The organism is Burkholderia sp. MSMB617WGS (assembly GCF_001532025.2).
Classification (GTDB): domain Bacteria; phylum Pseudomonadota; class Gammaproteobacteria; order Burkholderiales; family Burkholderiaceae; genus Burkholderia; species Burkholderia savannae.
Genome location: NZ_CP013458.1, coordinates 1894161 through 1910507, shown reverse-complemented (window position 1 = coordinate 1910507; position 16347 = coordinate 1894161). Strand labels below are relative to the sequence as shown.

14 protein-coding genes are annotated in these 16347 nt (G+C 68.4%); 7 read left to right on the top strand and 7 right to left on the bottom strand.

What is annotated here, in order from left to right:
• Positions 1-233 precede the first annotated feature (233 nt).
• Positions 234-2234, top strand: a complete 2001-nt coding sequence (locus WT60_RS29300) for a rhodanese-related sulfurtransferase (protein WP_100185411.1) — start codon at positions 234-236, stop codon at positions 2232-2234.
• A gap of 193 nt (positions 2235-2427) precedes the next feature.
• On the opposite strand, the gene WT60_RS34830 is transcribed toward WT60_RS29300, so the two are convergent.
• Positions 2428-2943 carry a hypothetical protein gene (locus tag WT60_RS34830; RefSeq protein ID WP_186448625.1) on the bottom strand — a complete coding sequence of 172 codons (516 nt, stop codon included), beginning with the start codon at positions 2941-2943 and terminating at the stop codon, positions 2428-2430.
• Positions 2944-3358: 415 nt separating this feature from the next.
• On the opposite strand from WT60_RS34830, the gene WT60_RS29290 reads away from it, so the two are divergent.
• Complete coding sequence (locus tag WT60_RS29290) at positions 3359-4561, top strand: porin (RefSeq protein WP_038747611.1); 1203 nt, start codon at positions 3359-3361, stop codon at positions 4559-4561.
• Positions 4562-4655: 94 nt separating this feature from the next.
• Positions 4656-4919, top strand: a complete 264-nt coding sequence (locus WT60_RS29285) for a hypothetical protein (protein WP_060355438.1) — start codon at positions 4656-4658, stop codon at positions 4917-4919.
• A 622-nt stretch (positions 4920-5541) separates the two neighbouring features.
• Here WT60_RS29285 and WT60_RS29280 read toward each other — a convergent pair.
• Positions 5542-5904, bottom strand: coding sequence for a hypothetical protein (locus tag WT60_RS29280; protein WP_100185410.1), 363 nt, complete (start codon positions 5902-5904; stop codon positions 5542-5544).
• Positions 5905-6264: 360 nt separating this feature from the next.
• On the opposite strand from WT60_RS29280, the gene WT60_RS29270 reads away from it, so the two are divergent.
• Positions 6265-7059 (top strand): enoyl-CoA hydratase, encoded by a 795-nt coding sequence (locus tag WT60_RS29270; RefSeq protein WP_038747616.1) that lies wholly within the window; start codon positions 6265-6267, stop codon positions 7057-7059.
• Positions 7060-7333: 274 nt separating this feature from the next.
• On the opposite strand, the gene alr is transcribed toward WT60_RS29270, so the two are convergent.
• Entirely contained in the window at positions 7334-8458 is a 1125-nt protein-coding gene (gene alr / locus WT60_RS29260; RefSeq protein WP_038747621.1) for an alanine racemase, read from the bottom strand.
• Between the two features lie 538 nt (positions 8459-8996).
• Between alr and WT60_RS29255 the strand changes: the two genes are divergently transcribed.
• The 3 genes from WT60_RS29255 to egtD all read left to right on the top strand — a co-directional run bounded on the left by WT60_RS29255 (position 8997) and on the right by egtD (position 11765).
• Positions 8997-9377, top strand: a complete 381-nt coding sequence (locus tag WT60_RS29255; RefSeq protein ID WP_059578613.1) for a DUF427 domain-containing protein — start codon at positions 8997-8999, stop codon at positions 9375-9377.
• Positions 9378-9550: 173 nt separating this feature from the next.
• Entirely contained in the window at positions 9551-10786 is a 1236-nt protein-coding gene (gene egtB / locus WT60_RS29250) for an ergothioneine biosynthesis protein EgtB (protein ID WP_060355440.1), read from the top strand.
• A 4-nt stretch (positions 10787-10790) separates the two neighbouring features.
• A complete protein-coding gene (egtD, locus tag WT60_RS29245) occupies positions 10791-11765 on the top strand; it encodes an L-histidine N(alpha)-methyltransferase (protein WP_038747627.1) in 975 nt (324 codons plus the stop codon).
• Between the two features lie 226 nt (positions 11766-11991).
• Here egtD and WT60_RS29240 read toward each other — a convergent pair whose 3' ends face one another.
• The 4 genes from WT60_RS29240 to WT60_RS29225 all read right to left on the bottom strand — a co-directional run bounded on the left by WT60_RS29240 (position 11992) and on the right by WT60_RS29225 (position 15780).
• The gene (locus WT60_RS29240) at positions 11992-12468 is read right to left on the bottom strand and encodes a DUF3455 domain-containing protein (protein WP_038747630.1); all 477 of its coding nucleotides are present in this window, start codon (positions 12466-12468) and stop codon (positions 11992-11994) included.
• A 286-nt stretch (positions 12469-12754) separates the two neighbouring features.
• A complete protein-coding gene (locus WT60_RS29235) occupies positions 12755-13501 on the bottom strand; it encodes a hypothetical protein (RefSeq protein ID WP_060355436.1) in 747 nt (248 codons plus the stop codon).
• A gap of 157 nt (positions 13502-13658) precedes the next feature.
• Positions 13659-14474 carry an alpha/beta fold hydrolase gene (locus WT60_RS29230; RefSeq protein ID WP_059578604.1) on the bottom strand — a complete coding sequence of 272 codons (816 nt, stop codon included), beginning with the start codon at positions 14472-14474 and terminating at the stop codon, positions 13659-13661.
• A gap of 13 nt (positions 14475-14487) precedes the next feature.
• On the bottom strand, positions 14488-15780 hold the full coding sequence (locus WT60_RS29225; protein WP_059670287.1) for an MASE1 domain-containing protein: 1293 nt from the start codon (positions 15778-15780) through the stop codon (positions 14488-14490).
• Positions 15781-16347 lie beyond the last annotated feature (567 nt).

The following is a 16347-nucleotide window of genomic DNA, read 5'->3' as shown; positions in this document are numbered from 1 at the left end:
CTCGCATGCTTTGCAAGTTCCGCGGCCACTCGTGTTCGCGTCGGATCGCGAAGTTCAGCGGCGCGACGGTTTCCGTTCGGAAGCAACGTCGCAGCGCCTGCCGCGTGTGGATTCGATTCGGCGGCAACGCGCGCATTTGCTCGACCACGTCTTCTCTCGTGCCGCGCGTCGATATGCATCGACGCGGCGCAACGTAGTTCTCCACCATCCAAACTTCCGGCTGCCCTGATCCGATGAGCCTCGATTCCGTGACCGATCCTTCTTCCTCGTCGCTCCGCGACACCGCTCCCGCGCCCGCTCCCGGGGGCGATTCGGCGCCCGCGAGCTTCCCGACCTTATCCGCCGCCGACGTGCGCGCCGCGCTGCTCGCCGGCGCGGAGATCGCGCTGATCGACGTGCGCGAGGAAGACCCGTACGCGCACGGCCATCCGCTGTGGGCCGCGAACTTTCCGCTGTCGAAGCTCGAACTCGAAGCGTGGACGCGTATTCCGCGCCGCGACACGACGATCGCGGTCTACGGCGAAGCGCTCGGCGAAGATCTCGCGCCGCGCGCGGCCGCCGTGCTCGCGGCGCTCGGCTACACGCGCGTGCATCGGCTCGAAGGCGGGCTCGACGGCTGGCGGGCGGCGGGCGGCGAGCTCTTCATCGACGTGAACGTGCCGAGCAAGGCGTTCGGCGAGCTCGTCGAGGCGCAGCGGCACACGCCGTCGCTGTCCGCGCAAGAGGTGCGGCAGTTGATCGACGCGCGGGCCGACGTCGTGATCGTCGACGCGCGCCGCTTCGACGAATACCAGACGATGAGCATTCCGACCGCGACGAGCGTGCCGGGCGCGGAGCTCGTGCTGCGCGTGCGCGAGCTCGCGCCCGATCCGGCGACGCGCGTGATCGTGAACTGCGCGGGACGCACGCGCAGCATCATCGGCACGCAGTCGCTGATCAACGCGGGGCTGCCGAACCCGGTTGCGGCGCTGCGCAACGGGACGATCGGCTGGACGCTCGCGGGGCAAACGCTCGAACACGGCGCGTCGAGGCGCTTTCCCGAGCGCGTCGACGCGGATCGGCGCGAGGCCGCGCGGCAGGCGGCGCGCGGCCTCGCACGTCGCGCGGGCGCAACGCGCATCGCGCTGCGCGATCTGCACATGCTCGAGTCCGACGATCTCACGCTCTATCGCTTCGACGTGCGCACGCCGGACGAATACGCGGCCGGCCACCTGCCGGGCTTCGCGAGCGCGCCGGGCGGCCAGCTGGTACAGGAGACCGATCATCATGCGCCCGTGCGCGGCGCGCGGATCGCGCTCGCGGACGACGACGGCGTGCGCGCCGACATGACCGCGTCGTGGCTCGCGCAGATGGGCTGGGACGTGCGCGTCGTCGAGCCGCTCGACGCGCATGAGCGCAGCGAGCGCGGGCAGCCGGCGGCGCGCGCGCCGCAGCCTGCGGAAAGCGCGACGGTGTCGGTCGGCACGCTCGCCGAGTGGCTCGGCTTGAAAGCGGTGGAGCGCGAGGCGGTGAACGGGCGGGCGGAAGCGCTTGCTTCACCGCGGACCGGCGCGATCGCGCAGCGCACGCAAGACGGGCGGAATGCGCTGGACGCGACGGATGCGCGTGACGTGCATGACGTACGAGACATACGAGACATACGAGACATACGAGACGAGCGAGACGAGCGAGACGTGCGCGCAGACGAATTCGCGCGCGGAGGGAGCGGCGGGGCGGCGGATCGCCGAGCCGACGCGCGACTGGACGACGCGCAACGAGGATCGCTTGCCGAACGCGTCGTGCCGCCGCACGACGCGCCGCTCGACGTGGCGGTCATCGACGTCACGGCGAGCGCGAACTACGTGAAGCGGCACATTCCCGGCGCGTGGTACGCGGTGCGCGCCCAACTGGGCGACGCGCTCACGCGCATTCCGCGTGCGCGCCGCTATGTCGTGACTTGCAGGTCGGGGCAGTTGGCGGCGTTCGCGGCGGCGGACCTGCGCGCGCTGCTGCCGGAAGAAGCGTCCGTCCACCTGCTCGACGGCGGCACGCTCGCGTGGCTCGCCGCGGGCCTGCCGGTCGAGAGCGGCGAGACGCGGCTGGCGTCGCCGCGCATCGATCGCTACCGGCGTCCATACGAGGGCACCGGCAACGCAGCGGAAGCGATGCAAGCGTACCTCGATTGGGAGTTCGGCCTCGTCGAGCAGCTTGGACGCGACGGCACGCATCGATTCGAGGTGCTCGGGGCACTTTGAGCGCGCGTCGCGCGTATCGTGAGCCGAACGGGCTCCGATGCGGGGGGCGGTTGCGTCGAGCGCAGAGAGCGGCGAAGGCGGGGAGACGATAAGCGGCTCGATAGCGCGTGATGCTCTTCGGCGCGAGATCGCGCGATCGCATTCGGCATGGCGGCGAGCGAGGGCGACGCTTGTGGCGGTCGATCGGCTTTGCTCAGCGCGCGTGGCCGTGGGCTGGGATATCGTGCGCGGGTGTGATCTGTGCGTTCCTCGCGTCGAGCGTCGAGCGTCGAGCGTCGAGCGTCGAGCGTCGAGCGTCGAGCGTCGAGCGTCGAGCGTCGAGCGTCGAGCGTCGAGCGTCGAGCGTCGAGCGTCGAGCGTCGAGCGTCGAGCGTCGAGCGTCGAGCGTCGAGCGTCGAGCTTCGAGCTTCGAGCTTCGAGCTTCGAGCTTCGAGCTTCGAGCTTCGAGCTTCGAGCTTCGAGCTTCGAGCTTCGAGCTTCGAGCTTCGAGCTTCGAGCTTCGAGCTTCGAGCTTCGAGCTTCGAGCTTCGAGCTTCGAGCTTCGAGCTTCGAGCTTCGAGCTTCGAGCTTCGAGCTTCGAGCTTCGAGCTTCGAGCTTCGAGCTTCGACCTTCGACCTTCGACCTTCGACCTTCGACCTTCGACCTTCGACCTTCGAGCGCCTGGTTCCAAGTTCCGAATGCGAAGCCCAAGGCTTGAAAAAAACGCACAGATGTACCCGCCGTCGACTACCCGCATGAACCGGTAGCACACCCCGCACCGGCCACCCGGATTTCGCCGCAAGCCATTGACCCATCGAGTTTTTCCGCCGCGCCTGCGCCGGCCGACGGATTTCCGAATCATCACACGAAAGTAAGTTGGAAGCCGTCTGGAAGGACTGTGTGAATGTAAATTCGGGTAAATCCGGGGACGAGGGAACCGGTTCCAGCAATCGCCGCGCACACCCGCGAAACCCTTGTCCGTGCAGCGTTGAAACTAACTAGTTAGTGAATCCCCGCGTTGCGCGGAGCCGACGGATCTTTATTCTTCGTTTTGCGGCACGGACGAATCGGTGAGAATGGCGACCGCATGGACAGGCCATGTGCGTGACACACACCACAAAAATTTCTTGAGGACGGAGAATCAATGAAAAAGCGCGCAGCGGCCGCGATGACGGCCGCCGGATTGGCGGCAGTCGCCACGGCACACGCTCAGAGCAGCGTGACGCTTTACGGTATCGTCGATAACGGCATCGCGTATCAGAGCAGCAGCACGTCGCTCGGCTCGACGACGGGCGGCCGCTCGGCGGTGAAGATGTCGACGGGCGTGTGGGCGGGCAGCCGCTTCGGCCTGAAGGGCAGCGAGGACCTGGGCGGCGGCTCGAAGGCGATCTTCCAGCTCGAATCGGGCTTCAGCACCGCCAACGGCACGTCGCAATTCGCAGGCGGCATCTTCACGCGTCAGGCGTGGGTCGGCCTGACCAATCCGACGTACGGTACGCTGACGGCCGGCCGTCAATACACCGCGTACTACTCGCTGCTGTCGCCGTACAGCCCGACGACCTGGCTCACCGGCTACTTCGGCGCGCACCCGGGCGACATCGACTCGCTCGACACCAGCTACCGCACGAACAACTCGCTCGTCTACATGTCGCCGAAGTTCTACGGCTTCACGTTCGGCGGCTCGTATGCGTTCGGCGGCCAGCCGGGCAGCGTGAACGCCGGTTCGACGTGGAGCGCGGGCATCCAGTACATGAACGGTCCGCTCGGCATCGCCGCGGCGTTCCAGCGCGTGAACAACTCGACGTCGGGCGGTGGCGACTGGGGCGCGAACTCGGCGACGTCCAACGGCGGCGCGCAAACGGCCGTGTCGGCGATCAACAACGGCTACAAGACCGCGCAAGCGCAGCAGCGCGTCGCGGTGACGGCCGGCTATCAGTTCTCGTCCGCGTGGGACGTCTCGGTGTCGTACTCGAACGTGCAGTACATCCCGGGCGTCAACTCGGCGTTCCGCAACACCGCGATCTTCAACACGGCGGGCGCGGTGCTGCACTTCAAGCCTTCTGCTCAGTGGGATTTCGCGGGCGGCTACGCGTACACGCGCGCGACGCAATCGAATGGCATCACGAGCTCGGCGCAGTACCACCAGTTCACGCTGTCGCAGTACTACAGCCTGTCGAAGCGCACGGGCCTCTTCGCGGTCGAGGCGTATCAGCGCGCGAACGGCAAGACGCTCGCGGGCGGCAAGATCATCGACGCGACCGCGTCGATCGGCGACGGCTTCAACACGTCGCCGTCGTCGTCGCGCAGCCAGGTGGGCCTCGGCGTCGGCCTGATTCACCGCTTCTAAGCGCCAAGCGTCGGCGCGACGCTCGGCGTCGCGCGGGCAGCCGCACGAGCAGCCGGCCTTCGGGCCGGCTGTTTTTTTTGTACTTGCGCAAAGCATGCGCGCGCGCGGTTCGGGCGCGCGCGTCGGCGCGGCGTATGGTGATGGCGTCGCGTGCGAGGGCGAGGGTTCTTCGGCGTTCGCGCGCCGCGCGGCGTTGTTCCGGCGCCTTCCGATGGCGGCCGCGATCGTCAACGGCAACGACGCGCCGTCGTCTCGAAAGATGTCCCGCGCGTCACGCCAAGCCATCCGTCTCATATTCACCGGAGGCAAAAGTCTGGCCGATCCGAAGCGGATCGAAGCGTACGCCGCAGATGCGTGAGGGCGGTCGGTGCCGCTTGCCGCCGCTGCCCTCGTTCCGGAATTCCCTTCCGGCGACTTCTTGGCGATCCCGTGGGAAATGCCGCATCCCGATGATCCCCGCCCGGCCGGCGCGCAAGGTCCGGCGGGCGTGTAAGCACGGAGCGGACGCCGCGTGTCGACCGCTTGGTCAGAGGAAGAATCGATTCGGGTACCCGAGCGACGTCCGTCGAGCCGTTGCCGTCAGCCGGGCACCTCGTTCTTGCCATCTCTGCTCGTCCGCCGTCCGTCAGCGTGCATGACGTTGCGCTCCGCAGGAACGCGCCGCTCGAACGGACATCCCCCGAGAGGCGTCAATCGTGAATCGCATGCGCTCTTCGTCCCGGCATCACGCGCGCGACGGCGCGCCGCGCGCGGCGTTCGTTGAGTGACCGACGCGCGGTTCGTTCGGCGTTGACCGTCAGGCGATGCGGAGTTTCGCGTGCCGTGGAATGTCGAGCGTATTGCGCGGAAGAAGCCGGCATTCGTCAATCGGGCCATCGGCGCTCCGCATTGCTCGGCGGCGCGCAGTGGAACGATCGATCGGTTTCGACGCATCCGCGCGTTCGGCGTTGCGCCGATGTCGGGCCGCGCTTGACGCGCCGTCAGCGCTCGATGTCGACGCCGTAGCCGCGCGTGCCGACGCGCAGCACGTTGCCGTCCGGCGTGAACAGGCGGGGAATGTCGGGGGCGGCGGGCGACGGCAGCGCGGGCGTCGTGCGCGGCGCGCCGTCATCGATCGCGCGCGGCTTCGGCGCGATCTTCACGGCGGTGGGCGGATGATGCATCCGCGCCTCGACGACGTGCGGCGCGACGCGCTTGCGCTTCGCGGCAGGTGCGGCCGGTTTGCGGGCGGACGGATCGTGGCGCACGCCGTTGCTTTGGCCGGCGCGCGCTTCGGGCGGATTCCAGATCTCGACGTAGCGTTCGCTCGCGAACGCCGAGAAAGCGAAAGCCAACAACAGCAACCCGCATCCAACCAGTTTCACTATGTCTTCTCCGTGGCCCGTCTCGCGATACCCGATCGACCTCGGCCGCGCGCCGAAGCGCAGGCGGCTCGTCGGACCGTCCGGCGGCACGCGATTCTCGCATGGATCGCCGATGGCGAGCACTGTATGAATATACAGCTTTTTGCGGCGATGTCCACCGCCGCGGCGCTCTTCGGCGGACGGTGTCGGTTTTTCGCCGCATCGACGGATTCGCCTGCGCGCATCGCTTGACGCAACGCGGCTTGATCCGGACGGGATACGGTGTACCTTGGTTCGACACGCGCCGGGCGATGTCGCCGTCCGCACCGGCGCGAGCACGTGCCCATCGAGGAGGACGACATGGAACCATCCAGCCAGGCGGCGGTGCCGCCGCTCCTGCGCGACGATCGCGACGGCGTCGCGACGCTGCGCCTGAACCGGCCGTCGCAGTTCAACGCGCTGTCGGAGGCGCTGCTCGGCGCGTTGCAGCGCGAGCTCGCCGCGCTCGCGGGCGACCCGCGCGTGCGCTGCGTCGTGCTCGCCGCCGAGGGCCGCGCGTTCTGCGCGGGCCACGATCTGCGCGAGATGCGCGGCACGCCCGATCTCGCGTACTACCGTGACCTGTTCGGCCGATGCAGCCGCGTGATGCAGGCGATTCACGCGCTGCCCGTGCCCGTCGTCGCGCGCGTGCAGGGAATCGCGACGGCGGCGGGCTGCCAGCTCGTCGCGTCGTGCGATCTCGCGATCGCCGCCGACACGGCCCGCTTCGCGGTGTCCGGCATCGACGTCGGGCTGTTCTGCTCGACGCCCGCGGTCGCGCTGTCGCGCAACGTGTCGACGAAGCGCGCGTTCGACATGCTCGTCACCGGCCGCTTCGTCGACGCGGCGACGGCCGTCGACTGGGGCCTCGTCAACGAGGCGGTGCCGGAGGATGCGCTCGACGCGGCCGTTGCGCGCACGGTCGCGGAAATCGTGTCGAAGAGCCCCGCCGCGGTGCGCTACGGCAAGGCGATGTTCTACCGGCAGCGGCAGATGCCGCTCGACGACGCGTACGCGTATGCGTCCGACGTGATGGCGCGCAACATGATGGAAGAGGATGCGTGCGAGGGCATCGACGCGTTTCTCGAAAAGCGGCCGCCGCGCTGGCGGACCTGAGCGCGGCGGCGTTTGCGCCGCCGCGCGCGCGGCCGATCGTGTGCTTCGCATACTGCGCGAATCGTTTCGCGCGCGCGGACGTGATGCGTTCGATCGGCCGAGGGCGCGCGAGGTTGCGCGAAGTCACGAAGTTGCATGAAGTCACGAAGTCACGAGATCGCACGAAGCCGGCCGACGGCGGGACGGTATCCGGATGCGCGAATCGCCTGCGCGACATCGAACGCGGAACCGCCGGCGCGGCGCGCCGCCCCCGCGCCGTTGGCCGCCGTTTCGCTCAGCGCCCGTAGCTGCCGGTGCGCGCGGGCTCGATCCGCGCGGCCGCCGCGGGATACGGATCGACCGCGACCGGCACTCGCCGCGCGAGCGCGCACATCAGCTCGTAGCCGATCGTGCCCGCGGCTTCGGCGACGTCGTCGACGCGCACCCGCTCGCCCCACAGCTCGACCGTCGAGCCGACGCCCGCGTTCGGGCACGGCGTGAGATCGACGGTCAGCATGTCCATCGACACGCGCCCGACGAGCTGCGTGCGCACGCCGTCGACCGCGATCGGCGTGCCGGTCGGCGCGTGGCGCGGGTAGCCGTCCGCGTAGCCGCACGCGACCACGCCGATGCGCATTTCGCGCTCGGCCGTGAAGCGCCGCCCGTAGCCGACCGTCTCGCCAGGCGATAGCGTCTGCACGCCGATGATCCGGCTGGTGACGGTCATCGCCGGGCGCAGCGGCACGTCGGCGATGTGCCGCGCCGCGCCCGTCGGCGACGCACCGTACAGGATCGTGCCGGGCCGCACCCAGTCGCGATGCGCGCGCGGATGCCACAGCACGGCCGCCGAGTTCGACAGCGTGCGCTCGCCGGGCAGGCCGTCCGTCGCGGTGTCGAACTCGCTCATCTGCCAGTCGATCTCGCCTTCGTCGGCGTTCGCGAAGTGCATCATCAGCGCGATGCCGCCGATCGACGGCGCGGCGGCCGCACGCTCCCACGCGGCGCGAAACGCGCCCGGCCGATAGCCGAGCCGGTTCATCCCGGCGTTCATCTTCAACTGGATGTCGATCGGCCGTGTCGTCCTCGCGGACGTCAGCAACTGCAACTGCTCGTCGCCGTGCACGGCGACCGTGAGCCGATGGCGCTCGGCGATCTCGACGTCCGCCGCATCGAAGATGCCCTCGAGCAGCAGCACGGGCTTCGTCCAGCCGAGCTCGCGCACGCGCACCGCTTCGTCGAGGTCGAGGAGCGCGATGCCGTCCGCGCCGGCGAGCGCCGGATAGATGCGCTCGATGCCGTGGCCGTAAGCGTTCGCCTTGACGACCGACCAGACGCGCGAGGCGGGCGCTTGTTGCCGGACGATCGCAAGATTGTGCGCGACGGCTTCCGGATGAATGCGGGCGACGATGGGGCGGGGCATGAATTTCTCTGCGAAGTCAAGGCGGCGGGCGCTCGTGCGCGGCGCGCCGCGAGGGTCGATCGGAGGCGCTCGTTCGGTGCATATTCATCGTGCGAGACGCCATTGCCAGTGTTGGCCGCTATGGTATTTGCAGATTGATGGTTTTATTTAATGTATTTGTCGCAATTTCAGTAAAAACTGACGGGTGCTGCAAGCGTGCGGCGCGCACCGTCGCGCGCGAACGGTTCGTTGCGCGCGGCGGCTGACGGCCGGGCCTCGTCGAGCGCGGCGGACGGCCTGAAAAGGGCGATGTGCATCGATAGCCGGAGCCGGCCGCATGTTTGCGGTCATGCGGGAACGGAATCTGCGAAGACGCGAACCCGAGCGAGCCGTGCGCGTCGCGCTTCGATCGTCCCGCGACGCGCAATTAACGGCGCATGCAACGGTGATTGTTCGTTCGCCCCAACTTCAGAATTCGCGGCTCGCGCGTCGCTTCCCGCGCCGCGGCGGCGTACGATGTCGCCGAAGTCCGACGTGTTTCGCCACCGGAGGCGCTTTCATGACCCAGTCAAGTCACCCCGTCAGGATTCCTGGCCCGGACCATCCGATCACGATCGACGCGACGCGCGAGCGCGTCGTCGTCCGGGCGGCCGGCCATTCGCTCGCCGACACGCGCGATGCGCTCACGCTGCGCGAGGCATCGTATCCGCCCGTGCAATACGTGCCGCGCAAGGACGTCGACCTGTCGCGGCTCGAGCGCACCGCGCACACGACCCATTGCCCGTACAAGGGCGATGCGTCGTACTACAGCATCAAGGGCGCCGGCGAGCGCGGCGTCAACGCGGTTTGGTCGTACGAAACGCCGCACGACGCGGTGAAGCAGATCGCCGGCCATCTCGCGTTCTATCCCGATCGCATCGATTCGATCACGATCGGCTGACATCGAAGCATCCATCCATACGAACGGGGCGAGCCGCGCAGACGGCGCTTGTTTGTCGCGCGCGGCGTCGCGATTCGGATCGCGACGCCGCGCGCGTGTCCTATTCTTTGTTGCATGGGTTCGCGGGCGGCGCGTGGCGCGCGCCGCCGAACCATCCAGTCGGGACGGTGCACATGACGAAAAACGAAGAAGCGACGCGCGGTCTCGCGTCGGATCTCGCGCGCGGCTTTGCGCACGTGCGCAGTGGCAGCGTCGCGCTCGCGAAGCCGCTGTCCGCGGAGGATCAGGCGTTGCAGTCGATGCCGGACGCGAGCCCGACGAAATGGCATCTCGCGCACACGACCTGGTTCTTCGAGACCGTGATCCTCGCGCGGCACGCGCGCGGCTACAAGCTGTTCGATTCGCGCTATCCGTACCTGTTCAATTCGTATTACGAAGCGCTCGGCCCGCGCCATGCGCGGCCGCAGCGCGGAATGCTGTCGCGCCCGTCGCTTGACGACGTGCATCGCTATCGACGCCACGTCGACGACGCGCTGCTCGAGCTGCTGCGCACGGCCGATCTGCCGTCGCTCGTCGCGATGGAGCCGGAGATCACGCTCGGCCTGCATCACGAGCAGCAGCATCAGGAATTGCTGCTGACCGACATCCTGCACGCGTTCTCGCTGAATCCGCTGTTGCCCGCGTATCGAAGCGATGCCGCGCCGCCGGGCGACGACGCGCCGCTCGCGCGCGGCGCCGCGCGCTGGCTGTCGCGGCCGGGCGGCGTCGTCGAGATCGGCCACGACGGGCGCGGCTTTTCGTTCGACAACGAGCGGCCGCGCCATCAGACGATTCTGCGGCCGTACGATATCGCCGAGCGGCTCGTGACGAACGGCGAATTCGCGGCGTTCATCGACGACGGCGGCTACGCGCGCCCGGAGTTCTGGCTGTCCGACGGCTGGGCGATCGTCCAGCGCGACGGCTGGAAGGCGCCGCTCTACTGGATCGCGTCCGACGGCGGCGAAGGGCTCGGCTGGCGCGAGTTCGGGCTCGACGGCCTGCAGCCGCTCGTGCGCGATGCGCCCGTGTCGCACGTGAGCTTCTACGAAGCGGCCGCGTATGCCGAGTGGGCGCGCGCGCGCTTGCCGACCGAAGCCGAATGGGAGGCCGCGTTCGACGCGCCGGGCATCGCGCAGATGATGGGCTGCGCGTGGCAGTGGACGCGCTCGTCGTATGACCCGTATCCGGGCTTCCGACCGATGGCGGGCGTCGCGGCCGAATACAACGGCAAGTTCATGGTCGGGCAGCAGGTGCTTCGCGGCGGCAGCGTCGCGACGCCGCCGGGGCACGCGCGCGCGACGTATCGCAACTTCTTTCCGCCGGCCGCGCGCTGGCAATTCACGGGAGTGCGTCTTGCGAGAGATATCTGAAGGCATGAAGGAAGCCGCCGCGGGCGTGGCGATCGAGGCGATGTGCGACAGCGCGTTCGGCCGCGACCTGCTCGCCGGCCTGCGCCGCTCGCCGCGCAGCATTGCGCCGAAGTACTTCTACGACGCGGCGGGCTCCGCGTTGTTCGACCGGATCTGCGAGCTGCCCGAGTACTATCCGACGCGCACCGAGCTCGCGATCCTGAAGCGCCGCGCGCACGAGATCGCCGCGCAGATCGGCCGCGACGCGAACCTGATCGAATTCGGCGCGGGGTCGCTGTCGAAGATTCGCGTGCTGCTCGATGCGTGCGCGGCGTCGAATCCTCCGGCGCGCTATCTGCCCGTCGACATCTCGGCCGAGCATCTCGCGCAATCGGCCGCCGCGCTGCGCGACGCATATCCGTGGCTCGACGTGCAGCCCGTCGTCGCCGATTATCTGCAGTCCGAGCAAATGCACGCGATCGAGTGCGCGAAAGGGCGGCGCGTCGGGTGCTTTCTCGGCTCCACGATCGGCAACTTCTCGCCGGACGAGGCGCAGGCGTTCCTGCGGCGCGCGGCTTCGCTGCTGAAGGGCGGGGGGCTGTTGATCGGCGTCGATCTCGTGAAGGACGTGTCGATCCTCCACCGCGCATACAACGACGCGGCGGGCGTGACGGCCGCGTTCAATCTCAATCTGCTCGAGCGCGCGAACGCCGAGCTCGGCGCCGACTTCGCGCTCGACGCGTGGGCGCATCGCGCGTTCTACGACGTCGAACATCAGCGCATCGAGATGCATCTCGTGAGCCGGCGCACGCAGACGGTGCGCGTCGCCGGGTACGCGTTTCGGTTCGAGGCGGGCGAGACGCTGCATACCGAGAACTCGCACAAGTTCACGGTCGACGGGTTCCGCGCGCTCGCGCGGGGGGCGGGGTTCACGCCGGGGACGGTGTGGATCGACGACGCGCGCTTGTTCAGCGTGCATTGGCTCGAGAGTCGCGCCTGACGCTTCGGCGGGCGGCGCGGCGATCCGGGCGTGCGCCCGCGTGCGGGGCGCGTGCGGTGGCGCCGATCGAGCGCGTTTCGATCGCGTGCCCGTCTTCGATCACGTGTCCGTCAACCGCGCGTGCATCGAGCGCGCACGTCCTCCCATCACATGCGCGTCGCTCGCATGTGCGCCGATGCCGATATCGCGTGAAGCGGGCGTCCGCTTGCTCGCCGCTTCGCTCGCGTCACTTCCAGAAGACGTATCGCGCGTAGTACGGCGAACTGCCGAGTTGATGCTCGGCCGTGCACGGCGTGGCGGGTGCGGCGCCGCCTTTCGTGTCGAGACGCTGCACGTAGCGCACGGACGCGAGCGAGCCGCTCGCGGTCGCGTGCGTCGACAGCAGCAACTGCGGAATGCTGTCCGCGTTTGGGCTGGGCGCATCGGCGATCTTCTCGCCGACGATGCGGCTGCCGTCGCGCGCTTCCCATGACGGGCCCGCGCCGTGCCGGATCGCGGCAGTGCCGGAGGCGTCGTAGAGCGTGGCTTCGGGGTGCTGGAAGGTCCATGCCAGACGGTGGTTGGCGTCGTACTCGCAGGCGTAGATCTGAACGCCGGCGGCGGTTGTGGTCTGGGCTTGGGCGGCGTCCTGGGGAATGAGGTTCGATGGAGGCGGGGCCGCGTGGGCGGCCAGGGGCGCCAATGTCAGCAGCGCCGTCGTCATTCGACGAGCGATGCGGTTCCGGATTTTCCAGTTGGCCTCGCGCGTTGCGCACCGGCCGGAACGGCGCATGGATTCGGCGTTTTTTCGCATGGTGTCGATCGTGGTAGGGATAGGGCAAATCAAGCGTAGCCGATGCGCTGTCGTATGCAAGCCGTTCCAACGCGGCGACGTCGGGCCATCAGCGGATCACGCGTGCCGGCGGGCGGCAGACCCGATGGGTAAACGCATCGAGCGATCGGGATGACGGAAATCGGCTTGCGGCAGGCGAAGCGGCTTTCGGTCGCGGTCATTCGACGTGACGTCGCGCACGGAGCTTGTTCAACGCATCCAGATACGAGCCGGGTGCAGGTCGAATCTCGCCTTCAGGTCCCATCACATGGATCGTCGGATCGCCGGCGACCACTTGGAGGCCGGGCGGCAACGCAAGGAATCTGATCAGGTCGGCTCTGTCGATACCCAATTGATAGAGCGAAATCCTGACGAACCGCGCGGGATCTTGCGAACCGGCTTCGTCGGCCAGATCCGTGAGCGACCAGCCCGAGTCCGTATCGCAAGCAGCGGCGCGCGTCATCAGCGCGCGGCCGGCACGCTTGTATTCGACGTGCGCCACGGCGCTTTGTCGTAGCGACGGAAAGTCCGGTTGCCGATCCGCGGCGATGCTTTCGGCGACGTCTTTCTGACTGCGCAGGTGCTTCAGCGTGTTGTCGACCGAATCGACGAACTTGATCGGAATCGCCTTCATGTCGGGTTCCATGACGCGCAGAAAGCCGCACGCCCCGGCCTCGATCATGGTCAGCATCCAGCCGATTTGCCGCGTTTCTCCGGCGCGGAACCGCTCGCCTTCGGCGACGCGATGCTCGAAATGGCGTAGCAGCCAATTGACGTCCTGAGCCGGGATCGCGCGGTCGTCAACCTGAATCCGGAATTCCGGATGGCCGAACTGTTTGCAACCGACGGTTCGATGAACGGCGGCGTTTGAGCGCCGCGCAGCTTGTTGCGAGCCGGGCGCCCGGAACAGCGAGCGAAAGTCCATCGATCGTTTTCCCGGATGGCGAGCGGTGAATTGCCGACGATCCGGCTTGCGGCGTCGAGCGACTGCGTGCCGCCGGGTTCAGGCGCGCAAGGGGGCTCGACGCGGCGCCGCGGCCCGACCGGCACGTGCCGAGGAGAGGGCACGTTCGCGCTCACGTTCACGGTTCGACCCGCCGCATCCTGCGCGCCATCGCCGGGCTCGCCGCGTGCGACGGATCGAAGCCGAAAAACGTCAGAACCTGCCGGGCGACTTCATCGCGATCGTTGTCCGCGCAGATCATGTGGTAGCTGTTCTCCAGCACGATCCCGCGCGCGTCGGGCAAGCGCTTCAGCAGGAAGTCGGCCGAGCGCAGGCTCGTCAGCTCGTCCTCGCGCGCGTGCAGCACGAGCGTCGGGCATTGCGTGTCGGCTGCGGCCGCGTGCGCCCAGTTGCGCATCCGGTCGACCTGGCGAATGCACGCAAGCGGCACCCATGGGTAGTGGAAATTGTCCTGACGCTCGAACTTCTTCTTCACGATCGCGCGAATCGTCGGATTCTTGATGCCGAACGGCTCGCCCTCGTCGACGCGTAGCCGCTCCGACACGCCCGGCACGCGATACAGCAGATGTCTGAGCGATCGATACCAGGGCGTCGACCAGCCGTCGATGAACATCGGCGTAGCCAGCAACGCGAGCCGCCCGCGCGCATGCCGCACGCGCTGGCACAGCAGCAGCGCGACGAGCGCGCCCATGCACATGCCCGCGACATGCAGGGTCTCGTACTCGCCCTCGAGCGCGCGATACTGCTCGGCGACCGCGTCGAGCCACGCTTCCGCGCGCACGCCGACGAGATCCTCGGGGCGCGTGCCGTGCCCCGGCAGCGTGATCATGTGCGTGTCGCCGCCCGCCCGGCGCATCGCCTTGTGCAGCGAGCCGAGATCGTACTGCGTCCCGCCGAGCCCGTGGATCAGCAGAATGCCGGTCTGGCCGGTCATGTCGCCCGCTCGCTCATTCGTCCGCCGGCCACACGCGCTCGATTTGCCAGACGCCCGCGACGACCGTCACGTCGACGTTCGAGTCGAGCAGCGGCGCGCCGTGATCGGTGATCGTCTGCGTGCCGCCGTCGCGCCGCACGACGCGCAGCGACAGCGACGCGCGCTCCTCGCCCGCGATCTCGGCGCGCCAGTAGTCGCGCAGCGCGTCGCGGTCGCCGGGGTGCACGCGTTCGAGCACGCGCGACACGCTTGCGATCTGCGAGGCGTCGACGCCGACGCCGAATACGCGCTCGACGTCGCCGCTCCAGTCGATTCGCCCGGATTGCGGATCGAGCACGTACGCGATCTGGCCGGCGCTCGCGAGCGCGAGCTCCATGTTGTTCTGCAGTACCGCCGCGTGTTCGTGCACGCGTTCTCGGGTCGTTTTCAGCGTACTCACCGTCAGCACCAGCAGCGACGCAACCGCGAGATAGAGCTGCGCCTCGAGCAGCGAACGGCCGTGATGCGCGTCGAGCGACGCGAACGGGCCGTCGCCCTGCGCGGTCTGCATGATCACGATCAGCGCGAGCACGAGCACCGACGATGAGCCTGCGCGGCCGCCCAGCAGCAGCGCCACCGCGACGGTCAGGAACAGCGGGATGTAGGTCATCGCGAAGCCGGCGCCGATGCCGAATTTCGACGCGCTGTCGCCATCGAAGATCGCGAAGGCGCCGATCACGACCAGCGCGAACGCGACGAAGCCGAGCATCAGGTCGAAGCGTTCGTGATCGCCCGAGCGATGCGCGCGGAAGCGCGACCACGACGCGAGCACCGGCGTGACGAGCAGCACGCCGACGAAATCGGACGCGGCCCACACGAGGCCGACGTCGATGAACGACGCGCCGTTGACGAGCGCGTACCAGGCCGCTCCGCCGATCGCGCCGAGCACGCCCGCGATCACGCCGGCCAGGATCACCGAGCGCAGGAAATACAGGCCTTCGAGCGAGAAACGGATGCGCCGCACGAACCCTACCGCGAGCGCGGCCGCGCCGACCTCGTCGATCGTGAACAGCGCCGCGTTGAACAGGTTGCCGTGCTCGATGCCCGTCAGCGCGAGCTGCGCGGCCAGGAACGCGGCGGCCAGCGTCGGCCATTCGCGCACGGGGCGCAGCATGAACGCGCCGATCGTGACGCCGGCCGGCAGCCAGATGTAGCCCGTCTGCCGCACGGGGCCGTTGAACGCGTGCGAGATGTAGCCGGTCGCGAGATACAGCGCCGCCCAGAGCAGCGCGGCGACGAGTTCCGTCCGGTAACGCTTGTTGTTCATCGAGGATTCCTGTGTGCTGCGCCGCGCGGGCGAGCGCGCCGCCCCGTCCGTTGGAGGTGGCGCGCCGGCGGCCCTGCAAATGCGCGATGCGCGAATGATATGCGTCTGGCTCGCGGGTTGGAATACCTGGGCGAAGTTCGTGAGGCGTCGCGGCATCGGGCTTCGACGCGCGGATCACCGCCGGCGGACTCGCAGCCTGGTGCTCGCGGCCGTGAATGATATCGTGCTGACCGGATAGGTTTCTCGTTGCCTCTTGTCTCCATTCGGCAAGAGGGCGCTTTTCTCGCAACGGCAAGGGGAGAAGAACACGCTGAATGAGCGGTCTGCCGGCGTAGCGGATCATCCCGGCCTCGCCGCGCGCGCGAGACGGCGCGCCATCCGACTATTCAACGAGCGCGATCATGGCATGGGACAGCGCGGCTGGATCAAGCGAAGGTGCGTGCGTCCACGGACGACTGACCTCGGGGCGTGCGATCGGCGCTTGCCGATCCGTCGCTGCCGCTCGGACTCACGCCGCAGGCTTGTCCGCTTACGCGCAGGGAACGGCCTTTTTGCCAACAAAGCCAA